General features: G+C 66.6%; 17 protein-coding genes. 10 read left to right on the top strand and 7 right to left on the bottom strand.

All coding sequences use genetic code 11. The annotated features are described in order from the left end of the window. Nucleotides 1-278: 278 nt before the first annotated feature. The 5 genes from AC6RV7_RS16515 to creD all read left to right on the top strand — a co-directional run bounded on the left by AC6RV7_RS16515 (nucleotide 279) and on the right by creD (nucleotide 5,865). Nucleotides 279-665 (top strand): hypothetical protein, encoded by a 387-nt coding sequence (locus tag AC6RV7_RS16515; RefSeq protein WP_500095130.1) that lies wholly within the window; start codon nucleotides 279-281, stop codon nucleotides 663-665. Between the two features lie 163 nt (nucleotides 666-828). After that, a complete protein-coding gene (locus AC6RV7_RS16510) occupies nucleotides 829-2,205 on the top strand; it encodes an MATE family efflux transporter (RefSeq protein WP_500095129.1) in 1,377 nt (458 codons plus the stop codon). A 22-nt stretch (nucleotides 2,206-2,227) separates the two neighbouring features. Beyond that, a complete protein-coding gene (creB, locus tag AC6RV7_RS16505; protein WP_500095657.1) occupies nucleotides 2,228-2,953 on the top strand; it encodes a two-component system response regulator CreB in 726 nt (241 codons plus the stop codon). After that, entirely contained in the window at nucleotides 2,950-4,272 is a 1,323-nt protein-coding gene (locus AC6RV7_RS16500) for an ATP-binding protein (protein ID WP_500095128.1), read from the top strand. Before creB ends, AC6RV7_RS16500 begins: the two co-directional genes overlap by 4 nt. 186 nt (nucleotides 4,273-4,458) lie before the next feature. Beyond that, nucleotides 4,459-5,865, top strand: a complete 1,407-nt coding sequence (gene creD / locus AC6RV7_RS16495) for a cell envelope integrity protein CreD (RefSeq protein WP_500095127.1) — start codon at nucleotides 4,459-4,461, stop codon at nucleotides 5,863-5,865. A gap of 9 nt (nucleotides 5,866-5,874) precedes the next feature. On the opposite strand, the gene ruvB is transcribed toward creD, so the two are convergent. The 3 genes from ruvB to AC6RV7_RS16480 form a co-directional block, all read right to left on the bottom strand. After that, on the bottom strand, nucleotides 5,875-6,915 hold the full coding sequence (gene ruvB, locus AC6RV7_RS16490; protein ID WP_500095126.1) for a Holliday junction branch migration DNA helicase RuvB: 1,041 nt from the start codon (nucleotides 6,913-6,915) through the stop codon (nucleotides 5,875-5,877). A gap of 114 nt (nucleotides 6,916-7,029) precedes the next feature. Beyond that, the gene (locus tag AC6RV7_RS16485) at nucleotides 7,030-8,319 is read right to left on the bottom strand and encodes a UDP-N-acetylglucosamine 1-carboxyvinyltransferase (RefSeq protein WP_500095125.1); all 1,290 of its coding nucleotides are present in this window, start codon (nucleotides 8,317-8,319) and stop codon (nucleotides 7,030-7,032) included. 186 nt (nucleotides 8,320-8,505) lie between these two features. Then, the gene (locus tag AC6RV7_RS16480) at nucleotides 8,506-9,678 is read right to left on the bottom strand and encodes a translation initiation factor IF-2 (protein ID WP_500095124.1); all 1,173 of its coding nucleotides are present in this window, start codon (nucleotides 9,676-9,678) and stop codon (nucleotides 8,506-8,508) included. Nucleotides 9,679-9,964: 286 nt separating this feature from the next. Here AC6RV7_RS16480 and AC6RV7_RS16475 point away from each other — a divergent pair, with 286 nt between their 5' ends. Beyond that, nucleotides 9,965-10,336, top strand: a complete 372-nt coding sequence (locus AC6RV7_RS16475) for a dUTPase (protein WP_500095123.1) — start codon at nucleotides 9,965-9,967, stop codon at nucleotides 10,334-10,336. A gap of 52 nt (nucleotides 10,337-10,388) precedes the next feature. Here the strand turns inward: AC6RV7_RS16475 and AC6RV7_RS16470 are convergent, their stop codons facing one another. Beyond that, on the bottom strand, nucleotides 10,389-10,850 hold the full coding sequence (locus tag AC6RV7_RS16470) for a YiiD C-terminal domain-containing protein (protein WP_500095122.1): 462 nt from the start codon (nucleotides 10,848-10,850) through the stop codon (nucleotides 10,389-10,391). A 220-nt stretch (nucleotides 10,851-11,070) separates the two neighbouring features. Between AC6RV7_RS16470 and AC6RV7_RS16465 the strand changes: the two genes are divergently transcribed. Genes AC6RV7_RS16465 through AC6RV7_RS16455 form a run of 3 tightly spaced genes read left to right on the top strand, consistent with a single transcriptional unit; the run spans nucleotide 11,071 to nucleotide 15,205 of the window. Continuing rightward, nucleotides 11,071-14,175, top strand: coding sequence for a DUF748 domain-containing protein (locus AC6RV7_RS16465; RefSeq protein ID WP_500095121.1), 3,105 nt, complete (start codon nucleotides 11,071-11,073; stop codon nucleotides 14,173-14,175). Then, nucleotides 14,172-14,441, top strand: coding sequence for a YkgJ family cysteine cluster protein (locus AC6RV7_RS16460; protein WP_500095120.1), 270 nt, complete (start codon nucleotides 14,172-14,174; stop codon nucleotides 14,439-14,441). Before AC6RV7_RS16465 ends, AC6RV7_RS16460 begins: the two co-directional genes overlap by 4 nt. Nucleotides 14,442-14,497: 56 nt before the next feature. Then, nucleotides 14,498-15,205: a platelet-activating factor acetylhydrolase IB subunit gene (locus tag AC6RV7_RS16455; protein WP_500095119.1), complete on the top strand. Its 708-nt coding sequence runs from the start codon at nucleotides 14,498-14,500 to the stop codon at nucleotides 15,203-15,205. A gap of 96 nt (nucleotides 15,206-15,301) precedes the next feature. On the opposite strand, the gene AC6RV7_RS16450 is transcribed toward AC6RV7_RS16455, so the two are convergent. From AC6RV7_RS16450 to amrA, 3 genes are read right to left on the bottom strand one after another with little or no spacing between them, the layout of a single operon-like run. Further along, nucleotides 15,302-15,979, bottom strand: coding sequence for a DNA methyltransferase (locus AC6RV7_RS16450; RefSeq protein ID WP_500095118.1), 678 nt, complete (start codon nucleotides 15,977-15,979; stop codon nucleotides 15,302-15,304). Nucleotides 15,980-16,025: 46 nt separating this feature from the next. Continuing rightward, nucleotides 16,026-17,108 (bottom strand): AmmeMemoRadiSam system radical SAM enzyme, encoded by a 1,083-nt coding sequence (gene amrS / locus AC6RV7_RS16445; protein WP_500095117.1) that lies wholly within the window; start codon nucleotides 17,106-17,108, stop codon nucleotides 16,026-16,028. Nucleotides 17,109-17,148: 40 nt separating this feature from the next. Beyond that, the gene (amrA, locus tag AC6RV7_RS16440; protein WP_500095116.1) at nucleotides 17,149-18,510 is read right to left on the bottom strand and encodes an AmmeMemoRadiSam system protein A; all 1,362 of its coding nucleotides are present in this window, start codon (nucleotides 18,508-18,510) and stop codon (nucleotides 17,149-17,151) included. A 255-nt stretch (nucleotides 18,511-18,765) separates the two neighbouring features. Here amrA and AC6RV7_RS16435 point away from each other — a divergent pair, with 255 nt between their 5' ends. Continuing rightward, nucleotides 18,766-19,131 carry a YciI family protein gene (locus tag AC6RV7_RS16435; protein ID WP_500095115.1) on the top strand — a complete coding sequence of 122 codons (366 nt, stop codon included), beginning with the start codon at nucleotides 18,766-18,768 and terminating at the stop codon, nucleotides 19,129-19,131. Nucleotides 19,132-19,151 lie beyond the last annotated feature (20 nt).

The following is a 19,151-nucleotide window of genomic DNA, read 5'->3' as shown; positions in this document are numbered from 1 at the left end:
CGTCGCAATCGTTGTCACTGCCCGTGAACGTTTTCCTGGGCGTGTCATAGCCGGCTATCGGGGAAAGTCGTGGGAACTGTGGAAGCGGCCGTCCTGTCGCCGGCCTTCAGCGGTGATGGCCGGAATTCCGGCGGATTGCACGAGTCGTTTCCTGCGCTTCGTGCGGAATTCGGGCGATCGCCGCGCTACACGCACACCACAAAATCGCAGTTCCCTGTTCCCTCGCGCTTTAGCACTGACCGACCGACGTTGGCACAGCGGGCGCTTAAACAAGCATCATGAATATGAATCACGCCTTTGGATTTCTGTTTGTCGGTACCGTCTTCGGATTGTTGCCCCGGTTTGCGCCGGGTTTGTGCCCGGTGGGTTTGGATGGCTCGAGCGCGCGCGAGCTTTGGTTGCAGCTGATGAGCGCGGTGTTGATCGGTGTGGCGGTGATCAGCATCTGCCAGCGGGTGCTGAGCGTGCTCGCGAGCATGCTGGAATACGATGCGCGCCGCGTGGCGCAGCAGCCGGAGCTGGAAACGATGCCGGTCGGCGCGCAGGCGATCGAGATCGCGGCGGTGCGTCCGGCGATGGTGCGCCGCGTTCGTCCGGGCAAGCTCATCCCGGTGCCGGTCGCGGCCTTGCGGACCGGCCTCCTCGAGCAGCAGCGAGCGGCTTGATTTTGCCGCCGCATGCGGGCGGCGCCAGAATCGTCCTTTCGGTCGCGGGGATTTCCCCGCGGCTTTTTTTTGCCGGATTCCGGGGAGCGATTGGCCCCTTCCAGCTTGTGTCCCTCGGTCCGGCCGCTGATTCCGGAGATTCGTGCCGTTTCCCGGCACCGCCATGACGCAACCTACGCTCCGCACGGAAAGTCTCTTTCAGCTGACCTGGCCGATCTTTCTCCAGCAGGCGACGCACAGCTTTGTGCTGCTGGTGGACTTTTGGTTTTTCAGTCATTTGTCGGATCGCGTGGCAGCGACCGTGGGACAACTGCTGCCGATCATCTGGGTGGGCGCGTTTGTGATTCCGGTGTTTGCCGGCACCGGCGTGTCGGTCGCATCGCAATACATGGGCGCGAAACGCTTCGAGAAAGTGGTGCCCGCCTACATGATGAACCTCGGGCTCACGGGCGCGCTAGGACTGCTGTTTGCGGCGAGCTTGTGGATCTGGGGTGACGACATCGGCCGGTGGATGGGATTGGACACGTCGCTCAACGCCATCGCCGCCACCTATCTCGGCGCGATGAGTTTCTACTTCGTGTTCATGGGCGTGCTGGTTTCTTACAACGCCGTGCTCTCGTCGCGCGGGATGACGCACTGGCTGATGTACAGCTCGTTCCTGGTCGCGACGCTGAACGTCGCGCTCGCGTCGCTGTTCGTGCTCGGCTGGGGCTGGCAGATCCGCGGCGTGGTCTGGGCGTCGGTTATCAGCGTGGCAACGGCGATGTTGCTGGCGATCTGGCTGGTGCACCTTCGGCTGCGGGTGCGGTTTTATCTGAAAGGGGCGTGGCACGACATGCGCCCGGTGTTCCGGCCGATGCTGCGTATCGGAATTTCGAATGCGCTCGAACCGTTCAGCTACACGATCCAGCAGATCATTCTCTCGACGATGATCATCGCGCTGGGCGTCAATGCCATGGCGGCGAACGCCTATGCCGGTCGCGCGCAGATGTTTCAGATCACGTTCTCGGTGTCGCTCGCGCTCGGCGCACAGATCCTGATGGCGCACTGGATGGGCGCGCGGCGGTTCGAGGACGTGGACCGGCTGTTCTGGAAGGCGCTGCGCCGCGCGATGGCGGTGGCGTTTCTCTACTCGTTTTCGATCTGGTTGTTTGCGGACCAGGTGCTCGGGATCTTCACGGAGGACGCGCAGATCAAAACGCTCGGCAAAACGCTGCTCTTGATCGCGGTGTTCTACGAGCCGGCGCGGGCGGTGAACATCATCGGCGGGTTCAGCTTGAAGACGGTCGGCGATGCGCGCTTTCCGCTCCTCGTCGGCATCGCGTTCATCTGGGGCATCCTGCCGATCATCGTCTTCGTCGACCGCACGTGGGGCATGAGCCTCGCGGGCTTCTGGTTGTGTTTCGCCGCCGACGAAATCATCCGCGCTGGCATCAATCTCTGGCGCTGGCGCACCGGAAAGTGGAAGGCGATGGGCATCGTCGGCTCCGATCCGGTCGCCTCGTCGCCGACGCCGCCCTCCGACGCGCTGCCGGTGTAGTCGCGCGCGGCGCTTGAAACCGATGCCGGAGCGCGGCATCACGCTCGACATGACCGGCACGCGTCAGGCGATTCTCGTGGTGGAGGATGAGGCGGCCATCGCGGAGACGATCGTTTACGCGCTGAAAACCGAAGGCCTCGGCGCGATCTGGAAAACGACCGGCCGCGAGGCGCTGGCGGTCTTGCGCGAAGAACCGATCGCGCTGGTGGTGCTCGATATCGGGCTGCCGGACATGAACGGCTACGACGTCTGCCGCGAGCTCCGCCGCGAGCGGCCGGTGCCGGTGATCTTCCTGACGGCGCGGAGCGCGGAGGTCGATCGCATCGTGGGCCTCGAACTCGGCGCCGACGATTACGTCGCCAAGCCGTTCAGTCCTCGCGAGCTGTCGGCGCGGGTGCGTGCGGTGCTGCGCCGGTGCGACGGGTCGCTCGTTGCGGGCGGGCACGAAAACGTGGCGGATGAACGCTGGCGCCATGACGAGGCGCGTTGCCGGATCAGTTACGACGGCCGGCCGCTGGAACTCACGCGCAACGAGTACCGGCTGCTCACCGTGCTGCTGCAATCGCCCGGACGCGTGTTCAGTCGCGAGCAGTTGATGAACGCGGCGTGGGAGGATCCCGGCGCAGCGCTCGATCGCACCGTCGACGCCCATGTGAAACTGCTGCGGGCCAAGCTGCGGGCCGCCGGCGCGGGCGAGGACGCGATCGTCACGCATCGAGGACTTGGATACGCGTTGAGGGAAACGTGAGAATCCGCACCTCGATCTTTGGCGTGTATGTCGCGGCGTCGGCGGTGGGTTTTCTCGTGCTGATGTACTTCATGCTCGCCGAGGTGCGGCCGCGCTACGTCGCGTCGTTGCGGACGACGCTGGGCGATGCGGCGCGGTTGATCGCGGCCGCGCTCGCGGAGCGGCCGCTGCCGGCGAAAATCGAATCGCCCGGCCCGGGGCTGCGGTTGCGTGTCCTGACGCCGGACGGTCGCGTGTTGCTCGACTCCGGCGCGCCGGCGGCCGCCGAGGAATTGGCGGACCGGTACGGCGGCCGTTTGCTCGGGCAGGAAAGTCCGCTGACCGATGACGAGGTGCGGGTGCGGACGACTGCGACGCTGGCGGACGGCGCGCCGGCGATGGTCGAACTCTCGCGTCCGATTCGCACCGTGAACGCGTTGATCTGGTCGGAGCGAAGCAAGCTGGCCGGCATGGCGCTGATCGTGGCGAGCGTGATGCTGGTGGCCGGCTGGCTGCTCGCGTTGCGACTGACGCGTTCGCTCGAGCGGCTGACGATTTATGCGCAGCAGATCCGGGATGGCCGCAAGGCGGAGGTGCCGGAATCGCGCGCGAAGGAAATCGCGGAGCTCGCGCGGGCCTTTGAGGAAATGCGCGAGGCGCTTGAAGGGCGGCGTCATGCCGAACGCTACACGCAGGCGCTGGCGCATGAAGTGAAGGCGCCGCTTGCGGCGATTCGCGGAGCTGCCGAGTTGCTGGACGAGGAGATGCCGGCGGAAACCCGAAAGAAGTTTCTGAGCAACATTCGTTCGGAATCAGCGCGCATCCATGCGATGATCGATCGCTTGCTCGAACTCTCGTCGCTCGAGGCGCGGAAGGCGCTGCGGCGCACGGAAACGGTGGCGGCGGACGAGGTAATGCGCGAGGCGGTAGCGGTGGTGGCACCGACGGCCGAAGCGCTGGGCCTGCGTCTCGTTGCCGAGGGCGAAACGGCGCTGCGTCTCCGGGCGGAGCGGGTGTTGCTGCGCGAGGCGCTGGTGAACCTGTTGCAGAACGCGATCGAGTTTTCGCCGGCGGGCGGCGAAGTGCGGATCGGCTGTCGTCGCGAGGACGGGAGGATCGTGTTCGCCGTCGAAGATGGCGGACCCGGCGTGCCCGTGTATGCGCTGGCGCAGGTCTTCGAGCGGTTTTACTCGTTGCCGCGGCCGGGCACGGAGCGGAAGAGCACGGGCCTCGGGCTTACGCTCGTCCGCGAAATCGCGCATCTGCACGGTGGAGAGGCGTCGCTCGACAATCGTGCAGGCGGTGGGGCGCGGGCGGTGCTCACGTTGCCGTCTGCCTGAGTTTCTCATCGCAATTTCATCCGCGCTTCATGCGCGTTTCACACTGCGCGGGCAGAGTGGCGGGATGACTCTCTTCCCTGACACTCTCCGGTTCCCCGAGATTTTTTGGCCAGAACGTGCGAGTCGGTTCCATCGCCTGGCGTATCCGGCTCTACCGCGTTCGCGGGAGCAGAACGGAGGTGGCCGATGAACGTGGAGCTGCCTGTCATCGGGGCATCGGTGCGGCAACGGGTGATGTTGTTCGCGAAGCTGGTGGGGATTCTCGTGCTGATTGGCGTGCTGCTGATTCCGCTGGCAATGATCGGCGGGGTTTTGCGCGAGCGCCGCGGTTATCAGGCGCAGGCGACCGAAGACATCGCACGGCTGTGGGGGCGCGAGCAGTTGGTGACCGGTCCGGTGCTGGCGATTCCTTACGTCTATCGCGCAGCGGTGCGACGGCCGGCTTCGCCGCAGGATGTTGCGAACGGCATGGCCGGCAGCGAGCTGCTCCCGGCGACGGCTTATTTTCTTCCGGAGGTGTTGAACGTGAATGGAGCTGCCGAGCCGGAGCGGCGGCATCGTGGTATTTACGAGACGGTGGTATATGTGGCGAAGCTCGAGCTGGAGGGTTTCTTCCAGCCGGATTTTGCCGCGGCGGGAATCGAGGCGGAGCGAATCGACTGGGCGGCGGCGAGGGTGCTGCTCGGCGTCACCGATGTGCACGGCGTGCGCGCGGTGGGGCCGCAGCAGCGCAATGGCCGCGACGGCGAGGCGTTCGATTCGGCGAGCGATACCCTGCTGCCGCTCGCGGCCAAGGCGCCGGGCGTGATCGCGGGAGAGAAACACGCGTTTCGCTTCGCCGTCGCCGTGCAGGGTAGCGGCCGGCTGCAGATCGCACCGGCGGGTGGCAAGACCGCAGCGATGCTGCGAGCGGATTGGCCGGATCCATCGTTCGTCGGCGCGGCGCTGCCGGTGACGCGGCGCGTGAGCGACGAAAGGTTTGTCGCCGAGTGGCAAAGCGCGCGGTTCAGCCGCGGCTTCGCGCAGAGCTGGTCGGATCGATTCGTGTCGAATGCCGATGCGCTGGACCGCCTCGCTGCCGCCGGTTTCGGCGTGAGTTTCGCGCAGCCGATCGACGGTTATGGCATGGTCGAACGTGCGCGCAAATACGGTGTGCTCTTTCTCGTCCTCGTTTTCGCGGTCTTCTTCCTTTTCGAAGTCACGGCGCGGCTGCGCATTCATCCGCTGCAATACGCCCTCGTCGGCGCCGGGCTTTGCCTGTTCTTCCTGACCTTTCTCGCGCTCTCGGAGTTCTGGCCGGTCGGGCTGGCCTACGCGGTGGCGGCGGCGGCGTGCACGACGCTCGTGTCGCTTTATGCGCGCAGCTTTCTCCAAGCCGGTCGGCGAACGCTTGCCCTCGCCGGAGCTTTGGCCGCGACGTATGGTTACCTGTATTTCGTGCTCCAGTCGCAGGATTACGCGCTACTCGCCGGCACCGCGGCGCTCTTTGTGGCGCTGGCGCTGCTGATGTTCTGCACGCGCCGGATCGACTGGTATGCGGTGGACCTGGGCGCGGCGAAGCGCGAACCAGAAGGAGACCGAAATCCGACGTGAGCCCGCAGCCTACAGCAACGCACCCTGCTCGGCGCCGCCGAAAGGTTTCAGGCCGACGGCGGCGTAACCCTTCGGCGTGAGGATGCGGCCCTGTGGCGTGCGTTGCACATAGCCTTCCTGAATGAGGAACGGCTCGTGAACTTCCTCGAGCGTTTCGGCCTCTTCGCCCACCGCGACGGCGATCGTGCTCATGCCGACCGGGCGCCCGCCGTAATTTTCCGCCATCACGCGCAGCATGCGCTTGTCCATTTCGTCGAGTCCGGAGGCGTCGATCTCGAGCAACTCGAGCGCGGCGGCGGCGACGCGCTGGTTGATCTTTCCGTCGGCGCGCTGCTGCGCGTAGTCGCGCACGAAATTGATCAGGTTGTTCGCCACACGCGGCGTGCCGCGCGAACGCGCTGCGATCTCTCTCGCGCCGCCGTCGTCGACGACGACCTTGAGGAGCCCGCAGCTGCGGCGGACGATGGTGACGAGCGTCGGCACGTCGTAGTAATCGAGGCGCGTCTGCAGCGTGAAACGCGAACGCAGCGGTGCGGTGAGCAGGCCCGCGCGCGTCGTCGCGCCGACGAGGGTGAACCGCGGGATCGAGAGCCGCACGCTGCGTGCGTTGGGGCCCTGATCGATCATGATATCGAGACGGAAATCCTCCATCGCCGAGTAGAGATACTCCTCGACGGTTTTCGGGATGCGGTGGATTTCGTCGATGAAAAGAATGTCGCCCTCCTCGAGATTCGTGAGCAATCCGGCGAGGTCGCCGGCTTTTTCCACCACCGGGCCGGAGGTGACGCGGACGTTTTTACCGAGCTCGTTGCCGAGGATGAACGCGAGCGTGGTCTTGCCGAGACCCGGCGGACCGGAGAGCAGGATGTGATTGAGTGCCTCGCCGCGCTGGCGGGCGGCGCCGACCATCACCTGCAGGCGCTCGATGGTCTTGGGCTGGCCGGTGAAATCGGAAAACGCGAGCGGCCGCAGCGCGGCCTCGGCCGGCGACACGGGGGCTGCAAGCGTGCTGGTGATGTAGCCGAGGCCTTTGGAAGATTCGGAAGCCATGAGGAGCTAAGCGCGAAGACGCGACGGTGGCGAAGTGACGCGAAGAAGAGGAGGAGTTTCGATCCCTGAACTCGAAAATCTTCGCGGCTTTGCGGCTTTGCGCTTCAACGGATGCTACTGCCAGTCCACATCGGCGCCGAGAGATTGCAGGTTTTCGACGAAGTTCGGATGCGCGCGTTTGATCGTGTCGGCGTTCTTCACGATCGAGCGGCCAGGAATGCTGGCCGCGACCATGTAAAGACCGACGGCGGCGCGAATGATGTAGGGCGCGTCGACTGTCGCGGGCCGCAGCGGGCGATCGCCGAAGACGATGATGCGGTGTGGATCGCTGACGACGACGTGTGCGCCGAACTTCGAAAGCTCGGGCATCCAGGTGAAACCGCCCTCGTAGATCTTGTTCCAAAACTGCATCGCGCCCTTCGCGCGGACGGCGAGCGCGATCATGCAAGGCAGCAGGTCCACCGGGAAATACGGCCACGGCGCGGCCTCGATCTTGGGCAGCAGGTTCGTGGTGAACGGTGCCTCGATGATGAGCTTCTGCTTGCGGCGCACGACGGCGGTGTCGGCCTGGTGCTCGACGTTGACGCCGAGCTTGCCGAAGGCGCGGGTGATCAGGTCGAAGTGATGCGGGAGCGACTGGCGGACCTTGATTTCGCCGCCGGTGATCGCGCCGAGCGCGAGGAAGGTGACGACCTCGTGGTAATCGGTGTTGATGGTGAAGGTGCCGCCGCGCAGGCGTTTCACACCCTCCACCACAAGCTTGCTGGTGCCGATGCCGGAGATCTTCGCGCCCATGCCGACCAGCACGTCGCAGAGATCCTGCACGTGCGGTTCGCTGGCGGCGTTGATGAGCGTCGATTCGCCGTCGGCGAGCGCGGCGGCCATCACGAAATTTTCCGTCGCGGTGACGGACATGTAGTCGGGCCAGTGGCGCGCGCCGGTGAAGCGATCCTTGAGCACCATTTTCACCTCGCCGTTGTGCGTGATGCGGGCGCCGAGCTTTTCGAGAATCTCGAGATGCGGATCCAATTCCCGGATACCGAGCGAACAGCCCTTGGCGTTGGACGGGATCGCGATGCGTTTCACGCGCTGCAGGAGCGGCGCGAACAGCAGCACCGACGAACGCATGCCGGCGGGCAACTCGCCCTGCAGCCGGTCGCCGTCGAAACGCGAATGATCGATCGTCATCGTGCCGGCCGCGCGGTCCCACGCGATGCGCGAGCCCTGCTCGGTGAAGAACGCGACGAGCTTCTCGACGTCGGTGATGGCGGGCACGTTGAGGAGCCGCACGGGCGCGTCGGTGAGGAGCGTCGCGCAGAGAATGGGCAGCGCGGAGTTCTTGTTGCCGGACGGCGTGATGGTGCCGGAGAGCGGCTTACCGCCGTTGACGATGAGGTCGGCCATGGAGAAGCGGAGAGTCTGAAAATGGAAAGGTCCGAAAAAAGAATGAGCGGAAGCGAATCGCCTCGCGAGACGGGCGTCGAACTGGATCCCCGGCGCGGCCGAGAATGACAAACTTTTTGCCGACAAAAAAGGCGTCCGCCAAAAAGCGGACGCCTGAGAGCTGAACGAAGTGAGCGGTTGGAGCGCTTAGATCGCGCCGCCGCCCTGCTGGCCTTCGCCTGCAGGGCCGCCGCGGTCGCCGCGATGGCGTCCGCGACCTCCGCGCCGGCGGCGACGACCGCCGCCTTCGAAGCGACGCTCGCCCTGCGACGATTCGCCGCCCTGGAAACCCTCGCCACGCGGTTCGCGCGGCTGGCCTTCGCGGGGACCGCGATTTTCGCCTTGGAAACCGCCGCGGCCACGGCCGCCGCGGTGACGCCGATGCTGGCGGAATTCGCCGTCGCCTTCGCCGCGATGCTCGCGGTTGCCGGGAGCGGCCGCGGGGGTCTCGGGTTTGCCAAACAGACCTTTCAGCCAGCCGATGAAGCCGCCGGATTTCTGCTCCGGTTGCGGGGCGGGGCGCGGTTCGCGCTGCTCGCGACCTTGGCGGGGCTCGCGAGCTTCACGACCTTCGCCCGACTGTGGACCGCGCGGTTCGAGCGACGGTTCGCGGCGCGGGAAACGCGTGTCCTGCGGACGACCGGTGTCACGCGGTTCGTAAGCACGGGGATCGCGGCGCTCGCCGCGTTCCGGGCGGAACGTGGCGCGGGGTTCGCGACCCTGCTCGCGGGTATCCTCGGCGTTCTGGCCTTCGCCCCAGCTGACGGTGGGCCGTTGGGCCTGAGCCGGGGGGAGGATCTTGATCGCCGCTTTTTCGACCGAAGGCTGGATGACTTCGGCGGGCGGGGTGACCGGCTCGCCGGCCGCCGGGGCGGTGGCGGCGGGCGGTTCGGACGCGCCGGTGACGGGCGCGTTGGCCACGGGTATCTGGGTGTTTTCGACGGTAGCGGCCGGCGCGACTTCAGCAGCCGCGGGCTCGTTGACGGGACTCGCTGCGGGCTGCTCGCTCGCAAACGGGTTGGTGTATTCGCGCCGCGGCGTGATGACCTCGACGGCGGTGGGCTTGTAACCGCCGGTCGCGGGAGCGGCGGCGGTCGGAGCGTTGGTCGGGCTCGGGCGTTTGCCGCGCGACAGGCCGGAGCCGCGCGCGTTGCCGAAGGACCCGGCCGGAGCCGGCGTTTCGGGGGCTACCGCGGCAACCGCGGTGGGGGCGGGCTGGGCCGCAGGCGGGTTCGAGGCCGCGGGGGGCGCTTCAGGAGCGGCGCCGGCGGCAGTCGCGGGAGCCGCAACCGGCTCACCCGACGTGGTTTGTTCTGACATGTTTATCTTTGTTTATGGCTGGCGTCCGCCGATCGGGCGCCTGCACGCAGGAGGCGGCAGGGGCAGGCGGCGAGCGCCGTGGTTGGAGGGCTCGCGGAGCGCGGGTGCGCTCGACGCAAGCGTGAAGGCCGGAACGTCGTGCAATCGCTGCCGCGGAGCAACTGCAAATTCCGGCCCGACCCGCGCCGGCCGCAGCTGACGGCGCCTTGCAGTCATCGGCTTAGGCGATCGGCGGAGCCGCAGTTGTCACTTGCAAGGGCGGCGACGCGCGGCGCAGTTTTCCCGCATGGACAAACTCGAGGAAATTTTCCGCATGCAGGACGCGTTAAACCGTCGGATCGGCGTCGCCCTGCCACCGTCGACCGACGAGGAGAAGGCGAAGTGGGTTTTGAACTACACGCGCGCGCTGCAGCAGGAAACCGCCGAGCTGATCGACTCCGTGCCGTGGAAATGGTGGGCGAAATATCAGAAGTTCGACGAGCAGAACGCGAAGGTCGAAGTGGTCGACCTGTTTCACTTTCTCGTGTCGCTCGCGCAGACGCTCGGCATGACGGCGGAGGATGTTTACCAGGCGTATCTGAAGAAAAACGCGGTCAATCACCAGCGTCAGGAGACCGGCTACGCGAAGAAGGACGAAGCCGACTCGCGTCACATTTGATCGGTGTCGCGACGCGCTCTGCCGGTGGACGACGCCGCTGCGGCGCGTGCGCTTAGCGCGAAACGACGAAGGCCGCGGTGACGTCGACCGCAACGGCGCCGTTTTCCACGACGGACGCTTTCAACTTCAACTTGGCCTTGCCGTAGCGGGAGAGCGCCTCCTTGAACTCGGCGATCGCCGCCTGCGCGGGGCGTTCGCAGATCGCGCGCAGGTCGCCGAGCACCGGGCGACGATAGGCCGCGCGGCTTTCCTTCACGACGATGTGCCAGTGCGTTTTTTCCGGCGAGACCTCTTCCTTCATCAGTTCCCAGACGACGCCGTAGCCGGCGAGCGTGGCGAGGGAGACGAGGCTGCCGCCAAACGCGGTGCCGAGGGAATTCTTGTTCTGCTCCTTCGGGGCGGTGAGGACGAGCGCTTGGGCATCGCTAACGGCCACGCCGACGCCCATCGCCTTTGCGAGGGGAATCATTTCGTGGAGGAACAGCTCCAGCGCGGGGACCTTCACCGATTTCATGCGAACGGGGACGTTGAGCAAAAAAAAGCGGTTCGTCAAAGCGGACCGCAAAGGTTCCTTCGGCCGCGCTGACCTTACGCTGTTTTAGCAAGTTGCGACGCAAATGCCAGCGAGCGGCGTTGGGACGCGCGCAGGATTGCGGGCCGGCCGGCGCGGTGGGAAACTCTGCGGGAGCGCACGACGGATTTCCCTGTCCGTGCTGACCAGCCCCCACATTCACATGAAATTCCAAAATCGTCGTCGTCTGCGTTGGGTGGTGGTCGCCGTTGGATTGTATGCGGCGATCGGATTCTTCGCGCTGCCGCCCCTCATCAAGTGGCAGCTGGAAAAACGCCTGCCCGCCGAAATCGGCCGGCCGGTGAGCATCGGTCGCGTGTATGTGAATCCGTTCGCGCTGTCGTTCGCGCTCGAGCGCGTGAGCATCCGCACGCCGGACGGCAGCGAGTCGGCGCTGGGCTGGCAAAAACTCTACGTCAACTTCGACGCGATCGCCTCGATCGGACGCGAGTGGGTGTTGAGCGACGTGTCGCTCGCGGGCCTGCAGGGAGTCGTCGGGGTGAAGCCCGATGGCTCGCTCAACTTTTCCGATGTCCTGGAACACGTGAAGGAGCGTCACGCCACGCCCGCATCCGACGAACCCGGTCGCCCGTGGCGCATTCATCGACTCGATGTTGTCCAGGCGGGACTCGAGTTCACCGACGAATCGCAGGCGACGCCGTTTCATACGACCGTGGGCCCGGCGAATTTCACCGTGATCGACCTGCGCACCGCCGGCGTGAGCCGCGCCCCGGGCCGCTTCGAGGCGGTCAGCGAATCGGGCGAGAAACTCACCTGGATCGGTTCGCTCACGGCCGTGCCGTTGACCTCGACCGGCGAAGTCCGCGTGGAGAATTTTTCGCTGCCGAAATACGCGCCCTATCTGGCGAATTTCATCAAGGCCCAGCTCGAGTCCGGCCGCCTCGCGCTCACCGCCAGCTACGAGCTCGACCTGAGTCCCGACCATCGCCGCGCCGCGCTCACCGATGGCTCGCTGAAGCTCCAGGATTTCAAGTTGCTCGACGCGAATGATCGCACGCCGATCGTGGATCTCGCCCTCCTGGAAGTGAACGGTCTCACCGGTGACGCGCTCGCGCCGAGCGGCGCGGTGAATGCCGTGCGCATGGAGGGCGGCCGGATCCAGGTGGTGCGTGCGGCCGATGGCGCGATCAATCTGCTCGAACTCGTGGCGAAAAAGCCGGAGGCCAGCGTGAACGTGACGAAGACGGGAGCCGCGTCGCCGCCGCTCGAGTTTTCCGTGAAGGAAGTGCGCGTGCGCGATTTCGAAGTCGCCGTCCGCGATCTCAGCGGTCCGCGTCCGGCGGAGTTTGCGTTGACCCGCCTGGATGCCTCGCTGGACGGCTTCGCGCTGAAGCCGGGCGCCGCGATGGCGCTCGACGTGCGGAGCGAGTGGAGCGCGGGCGGCACGCTTCATCTCGGCGGCAACGTCACGCTCGATCCGCTCGGCGCGGACCTTCAACTCGATCTGGCCGGCGTCGCGCTTGCGCCGCTGAGCCCGTATTTGGAATCCGGATTCGCCGCGAAGCTCGCGCGCGGCGCCGCCTCGACGCAGGGGAACCTGCGGGTGTCGCTCCCGGAGAACCGGTCGCCGGACATCCTGTTTTCCGGCGGCGCCCGCCTCGAGGACGTGAGCGTCACCCCGGCGGAGGCGGACAACGAGCTCGCGGCGCTGGCGGAGTTGAGCGTCGCCGATGTGAAACTCTCGACCGCGCCGCGCCTCGTCGCGTCGATCGGCGAGGTCAAACTGGTCCGCCCGGTCGGTCATCTCCGGCGCGATCAGGAGGGAAAGCTCAATCTTCCGCAGCCGACCGGCGCGGCGAAAACGGAAGAGCCGTCGCCACCACCGGCCGTGGCCGACGCGGGCGGCTCGCAGCCGGAAATCACGATTTCGCGGGTGCTCATCGACGGCGGCGAGGTGACGTTCGAGGACGATTCCGTGCAACCGCCGGCGAAGTTCACGGTGACGCAGCTCGGCGGGGCGTTGCGAAATTTCTCCTCGTTGCATCCCGAGCTCGGCAGCATCGAGATGCGCGCGAAGGTGAACGGCGGCGACGTGTCCGCGACCGGCCGACTGAACCCGCTCGGTCAGCAGCCGGTTGCCGATGTGGTGCTCACCGGCGAGGTGATCGACCTCATGCCGGCGGGCCCGTATGTGGCGAAATATGCGGGCTTCGCGCTGGAGAACGGCCAGCTTTTCCTGAACAGCCAGGCGCGACTCGACGGCGACAAGCTCGATTTGAACAACAAGGTCACGCTCGATCACTTCACGCTGGGGCAACCGACGCCGAATCCCGATGCCGTGAAACTGCCGGTGAAATTCGGCGTCGCCCTGCTGAAGGATTCGAGCGGGAAAATCGTCCTCGATCTCCCGGTGCAGGGCAGTCTCAGCGATCCGCAGTTCAGTGTCGGCCCGGTGGTGAGCCATGCGATCACGTCACTGCTGTCGAAGGCGGCGACGTCGCCGTTCGCGCTGCTCGGTTCGATGTTCGGCGGTGGCGGCGAGGAGCTCGCGCAGCAGGAGTTTCTGCCAGGCCAGACGACGCTCACCGAGACGAGTCTCCAGCGCTTGCAGACCGTGCAGCGTGCGCTCACTGCGCGCCCCGCGCTGCAGTTGCGGATCAGCGGTGGCTTCGATCCGGCTGCGGATCGGCGGTCGCTCCAGGCGGTGAAGTTTGAGGATCAGCTGCGCGAGCGCGCCGGAGCGCCGGCGGCGGAGCTGACGCCGGAGCAGCGACGCGCGGCCGTGGAGACGTGGTTCGTGCAGGCGTTTGCGAACGACGCGGCCCCGACCGCGGCGGTGCCGCTGCCGCCGGCCCCGGCGACGCCGCCCGCCAGCGCGGCGGCGTCAGCGGAACCCGAGGAGCATCGCGGCCTGGTGCGGCGGGCCTGGGATCTCGCGACCCTGAAAGGCGCGCGCAATTGGTGGCACGACCGGAAGGAGCGTGCGCGCGAGGAGGAGCGCGCGAAAGAGGAAGCCGCTCGCGCGCAAGCCGCGGCGAAAGCGGACGCGGAAGCGCGAACGCGTGAGGCGCAGAGTCTGGCCGCCGGCGCTCCGCCCACGCTTTCTCCAGAGGAGATGGAAGCGCGCTTGCGGGAAACGATCACCGTCACCGACGACGAGCTGCGCGCGCTGGCGGAGGCCCGCGCCCAGCGGGTGCGCGAACAACTCCTCGCCGACGGCAGCATCGCGGCCGAGCGCCTGCAGATTTCGCCGCTCGATCCGAAGAGCGCGGCCGGTGGCGCGCGCGTGACGCTGCAGCTGCAATGAGGAGCAACCTCATCGCGTGTCGCACCGGCTGCGGCGCCTGTTGCATCGCGCCGAGCATTTCTTCGCCCATCCCCGGCATGCCCGACGGCAAGCCTGCCGGCGTGCCGTGCGTGCAGTTGTCGCCCGATTTGCGTTGCGCCCTGTTCGGGAAACCGGAGCGGCCGGCGGTGTGTGTCAGCCTGCGGCCGTCTGAGGAAATGTGCGGCGTCGATCGTGAGGACGCGCGGCGCCGGCTCGAGGATCTGGAGGCGCTGACGGCGCCGTGAGCGGGCAAGATTTGGCGTTGAGCCGGCCGGCCTTCGCCGGCTGCATGCGTGTCCCCATGAAAAAACTCACCCTGTTGTTGTCCGCGGCGTTGCTCGCGGTTTCGCCTGTTGCCGTTTTCGCCGCTGACACCGCCAATCCGGCCGCCACGCCCGTGCCGCGCAACGACTGGATCGCCCGTCACGAGGGCTTCGTCGAACGCGCCCGGCAGGGCGATGTCGACGTCCTCTTCATCGGCGATTCGATCACCGACGCCTGGCGGCGCACGGGCAAGGCGATCTGGGACGAGCGCTACGAGCCGTTGAAGGCGGTGAACTTCGGCATCGGCGGCGACAAGACCGAGCACCTGCTGTGGCGTCTCCAGAACGGCGAGCTCGACGGCATCGCGCCGAAACTCGCCGTGCTCATGATCGGAACCAACAACAGCGGACGGGACACCGCGCCGCAGATCGCCGAAGGCGTGCGCGCCATCCTCGATGAGATTCACCAACGCTCGCCGAAAACCAAGGTCCTCCTGCTGGGCGTGTTTCCGCGCGGCGAGCAGCCGGATCACCCGCTGCGCTTGAAGGTCGCGGACGTGACGAAGCTCATCGCGAAATTCGACGACGGCCGGCGCGTGTTCTTCCTTGATATCGGCGACAAGTTCCTGCGGCCGGATGGCGTGCTGCCGGCGTCGATCATGCCTGACTTCCTGCATCCGAACGAGGAAGGCTATCGCATCTGGGCCGGGGCGATGGACGCCAAATTCCGCGAGCTCCTGCGCTAAGCGGGGGTTGTATTCGAAAATCCCCGACGCGGCAGAAGCGTTCGGTCAGAGACGGTCGGTTGCGAGCCCGGCGGACGCCGCCGGGCTTACCTCAAACTAGAGCTCGGCCGCGGAGACCTGCAGGTGGCGCGCTTGTTCGGCGCGTTTGACCGAGCGTTCGACGCCCACGGCGGCGAGGCCGAGCGCGTTGGCCACGGCGAGCACGGTGCCGACGCCGCAGAACGGATCGAGGACGGTCTGCGCGCCGGCGTGATCGCGGGCGAAGCGCACCGCGTGCGCCGCGGCGCGAATTCCCATCGCACGCACCCACGGCTGCCGGCCCGGATCCACGATCACGTCGGGAATCGGCAGCACGTCCGGACATTTCAGCGCCCGCGAGACCGCGATCAGGTGCGTGTAACCAGGACGTCCATACGTGAGGAGTCCGGGCTGGCGGCGGCAGACGATCTTGTGAAACAGCACGCGGGCGCCGGCGTCCTCGGCCGCGCGCACGACCAGCGCGCCTTTGTCGATCCAGACGCCCTGATGTTTGATGTCGGATTGAAAAAACAAGGCGGCGTTTTCGGCCGGCACGCAGTCGACCACGAGCCGGACGGCGGCGAGAAACCACTCGCGCCAGGCCGGCAGCGAGAGATTCACCTCGGAGACGTCAGGCAGCGAGGTGACTGCGCACGTGCCGGCAATCGCGCCGCGGGTGCGCATCCACGGCATCGCGTCGGCACAGTGGATTTCCCGTGCGGCAGATGAGGACGAGGTGGCGGCGGATTCGGTCACGCGTCGCAGATCGCCGCAGGTCTGCGGCCTTCGCGCAAGCTGCGGATCAACCCAGCAGGACGGGCTGTCGGCGCGCGCCCCAATGTCCCGGTTCGGGCTCGAACACTCCCGCGATGCGGCGCCCGCAGGCGGGACAGTGGTTTTCGTCGAGCGCGTAGCGGCCGATCTTGTAACCGGTCCGTTCGATGAGGAGTTCACCGCAGGTCGGGCACCAGGTGCATTCGCCGAGCGCATCGCGCACATTGCCGGTGTAGACGAAGTTGATGCCATGCGCGCGGGCGATGGTGCGGGCGCGCTCGAGCGTGGAGCGCGGCGTGGGCGGCGTCGCGAGCAGCTTGTAGTCGGGATGAAACGCGGTGAAGTGCCACGGCACGTCGGGACCGAGGTGGGAGGCGAACCAGGCGGCCGCGCGCTCGAGTTCCGTGTCGCTGTCGTTCTCGCCCGGTATCAATAACGTGGTGACCTCGAGCCAGACGGACGTCTCGCGATGCAGGTAAACGAGCGTGTCGAGCACGGGCTGGAGGTGTCCAAGGCAGAGTCGTTGATAGAAGTGTTCGTTGAACGCCTTGAGATCGACGTTGGCGGCATCCATGGCCGCGAAGAATTCGGGGCGCGCTTCGTCCGTGATGTAACCCGCGGTGACGGCGACGGTCTTGAGGCCGCGCGCGCGGCAGGCGTGCGCGGTGGCGATCGCATATTCGGCGAACACCACCGGATCGTTGTAGGTGAAGGCGACGGAGCGGCAACCGAGCTTTTCGGCCGCGGCGGCGATCTGTTCGGGCGACGCGGTGTCGCAGAGCCGGTCGAAAACGCGGGCCTTGCTGATGTCCCAGTTCTGGCAGAACTGGCAGCCGAGATTGCAGCCCGCGGTGCCGAACGAGAGCACGCTGGTGCCCGGCAGGAAATGGTGCAGCGGCTTCTTCTCGATCGGGTCGATGCAGAAACCGCTGCTGCGCCCGTAGGTCGTGAGCTCGAGGTGATCGCCCACGCGCTGGCGGACGAAACAGAAGCCGCGTTGCCCGTCCTGCAGCTTGCAGAAGCGCGGACAGAGCCGGCATTCGATGCGACCGTCGGCGCGGCGTATCCACCAACGGGCGACAAAGGTCTGGCTGGTCGGCGTGGAGTTCATGGACGGCCGCGGAGGAGATGGCCCGGTGGGGGCGGGAAAGCTACTCGTCGTCCGGCGGGAGCGGCGGCTCCTGGAAGACCTGCGTCGTGAAACGCTGGATCTCGATCTTCTCTTCCGGCTGGATCCCGGCCTTGTGACGGACGAGGCGCAGCTGTTCCGCCACCGTGTCGACGCCCTTGATCGCCGGCAGGAGCAGGCCGCGCCGGCCCTTCTTCGAACTCACGAGCACGCCGTAAAGTGCCGGGTCGAGCAGCGAAAGGGAGGCCACCGGTTCGAGCGGGCCGAGGATGCTGACGCTGAAGCGCACCTGTGAAAGCTGCTCCTCGCGGAGCGGCGGAAAACGCGAATCGAGCAGCGCGGCCTCGCGCGCGCAGCGCCAGGTTTCGTGGATCAGATCCGGTTGCTCCGGGGTGGGCGAACCGCGGCAGCCGCGCAGGACCTCGTGTTTGCCGCGCAACGTCACGAACACGCCGTGCGGTTGCGTGAGCTCGCCGGCCGCGACAAACGGCGGCTCCTCCGGGCCCCCGGCGAAATGCGCGGCGACGGCGGCGCGGGCGACGCCCGGCAGATCCGCCCAATGCGAAAGCACCAGCGGGCCGACGGCGGCGGCGGGTGCGGTTGACGTGGCGACCGGCTGTTCCGCCAGAATTGCAACGCCATAGCCTACGCCGAAAGGACCCTCGTAGCTAAGGACCGTCCGGCCCGGCGTGACGTAGTTGGTGGAGGCGAGTGCGATGCGGGTCGACTCGACCACATCCTGCGCCGCGTTTTCGAGCAGAACGGGATTGAGATGACGGACTTCCTGCAGCGAGCCGTTGTGGAGCAGGTCGATGAACGTTTCGTCGAAGCGGCGGCCATCCGCGTGGAAACCGCAGGGTGCGGAAGGATTGAGCCGGTGGCTCATGTCGCCGCTCGCGATGATCGCGAGCCGCCGGCCGAGCGTGCCCGCCGCGGCGGCGATCGCGTGGCCGAATTCATCGAGACCCTCGTCGGCGGGTTCGTTGAGGCTCACGATTGCGGTTGGCCCCTGCCAGCCGGCGGCGACCAAAAACGACAGCGGGACGGTCGCGCCGTGATCGAGTTTGCCGCTGAGAATGCGCCAGGTGTGAAGCCCGCGGGCGGCGGTTTGCTTTTCGAGCTGCTCGGTGAATTCGCGGTCGAGCGGCAGGTCAACGCGGCTTTCGTCCGAGCCGAACTCCTCGAACGAACCGTGCAACAGCGGTGTTTGCCAGATGCCGAAGGCGCCGGCGCGTCGTGGCGAGTGCGGGGAGATGATGAGAACCGTGTCGGGCTGGACGGCGAGCGTATGCGTGGCGATCTGCTGCATCGCGGCGAGCGTGCGGCGCACGTGCGTGTGATGTTCCCGTCCCACCCCGGAAACGAGGATGGGAGCGTGGGGCATGAGCCCGACAAAAACGATGGAGTCGTTGGGCATTCTCCGCGCGTCAGCTCGAGGCGTCGAAAGAGGATTCGTCGACCGGACGTTTCCCACGACACCTTACTCCTTCCGGGCGCCAGCGGTGCGCAAAAATTGGCGATTGCTCGGCAGGAATTGGCGGGGTTCGGTGAACGCGGATTTCGAAGTGGGTGGTCGAATTCGGCGGGCTTCAGACGACGAAGAGATGAACCCAAACAAGGAAACCAACCCATTCCCCTCATGCGCTACGCGATGCTGATCTATTTGAACGAAAAAGCGTTCACGGCCCTGCCGAAGGAAGAACAAAACCGGGTGCACCGCGCATGCGGAGCGTGGCACGACGAACTCGTGCGCTCAGGCCAGAGCGTCGATGCCAACGGGCTGCAGCCCTCGGCTGCGACAAAGACGCTGCGCGAAAACGGCGGGCAGGTGCTGGTTACGGATGGCCCATTTGCGGAAACGAAGGAGCTGTTGGGCGGCTTCGAAATCCTGGAGTGCGCCGATATCGACGAGGCCGTGACGATCGCGCGGCGGTTTCCGGCGCTGGGCGTCGGCGCGACGCTCGAAGTGCGTCCGCTCGTGGCCGGCGGCAAGTGCGAGGCATAGCGCTCGCAGCCTGCCGCCGG

The sequence above is a fragment of the Opitutus sp. sgz309028 genome (assembly GCF_059821195.1).
The sequence above is the reverse complement of the archived record's forward strand: the minus strand, read 5'-3'. Positions and strand labels throughout refer to the sequence as shown.

Excerpts from the sequence above, each read along its gene's own strand:
- AC6RV7_RS16515 (WP_500095130.1), top strand. The coding sequence starts at position 279 with ATGAATATGAATCACGCCTTTGGATTTCTGTTTGTCGGTACCGTCTTC.
- AC6RV7_RS16510 (WP_500095129.1), top strand. The coding sequence starts at position 829 with ATGACGCAACCTACGCTCCGCACGGAAAGTCTCTTTCAGCTGACCTGG.
- creB (WP_500095657.1), top strand. The coding sequence starts at position 2,228 with ATGCCGGAGCGCGGCATCACGCTCGACATGACCGGCACGCGTCAGGCG.
- creD (WP_500095127.1), top strand. The coding sequence starts at position 4,459 with ATGAACGTGGAGCTGCCTGTCATCGGGGCATCGGTGCGGCAACGGGTG.
- ruvB (WP_500095126.1), bottom strand. The coding sequence starts at position 6,915 with ATGGCTTCCGAATCTTCCAAAGGCCTCGGCTACATCACCAGCACGCTT.
- AC6RV7_RS16485 (WP_500095125.1), bottom strand. The coding sequence starts at position 8,319 with ATGGCCGACCTCATCGTCAACGGCGGTAAGCCGCTCTCCGGCACCATC.
- AC6RV7_RS16480 (WP_500095124.1), bottom strand. The coding sequence starts at position 9,678 with ATGTCAGAACAAACCACGTCGGGTGAGCCGGTTGCGGCTCCCGCGACT.
- AC6RV7_RS16475 (WP_500095123.1), top strand. The coding sequence starts at position 9,965 with ATGGACAAACTCGAGGAAATTTTCCGCATGCAGGACGCGTTAAACCGT.
- AC6RV7_RS16470 (WP_500095122.1), bottom strand. The coding sequence starts at position 10,850 with ATGAAATCGGTGAAGGTCCCCGCGCTGGAGCTGTTCCTCCACGAAATG.
- AC6RV7_RS16465 (WP_500095121.1), top strand. The coding sequence starts at position 11,071 with ATGAAATTCCAAAATCGTCGTCGTCTGCGTTGGGTGGTGGTCGCCGTT.
- AC6RV7_RS16460 (WP_500095120.1), top strand. The coding sequence starts at position 14,172 with ATGAGGAGCAACCTCATCGCGTGTCGCACCGGCTGCGGCGCCTGTTGC.
- AC6RV7_RS16455 (WP_500095119.1), top strand. The coding sequence starts at position 14,498 with ATGAAAAAACTCACCCTGTTGTTGTCCGCGGCGTTGCTCGCGGTTTCG.
- amrS (WP_500095117.1), bottom strand. The coding sequence starts at position 17,108 with ATGAACTCCACGCCGACCAGCCAGACCTTTGTCGCCCGTTGGTGGATA.
- amrA (WP_500095116.1), bottom strand. The coding sequence starts at position 18,510 with ATGCCCCACGCTCCCATCCTCGTTTCCGGGGTGGGACGGGAACATCAC.
- AC6RV7_RS16435 (WP_500095115.1), top strand. The coding sequence starts at position 18,766 with ATGCGCTACGCGATGCTGATCTATTTGAACGAAAAAGCGTTCACGGCC.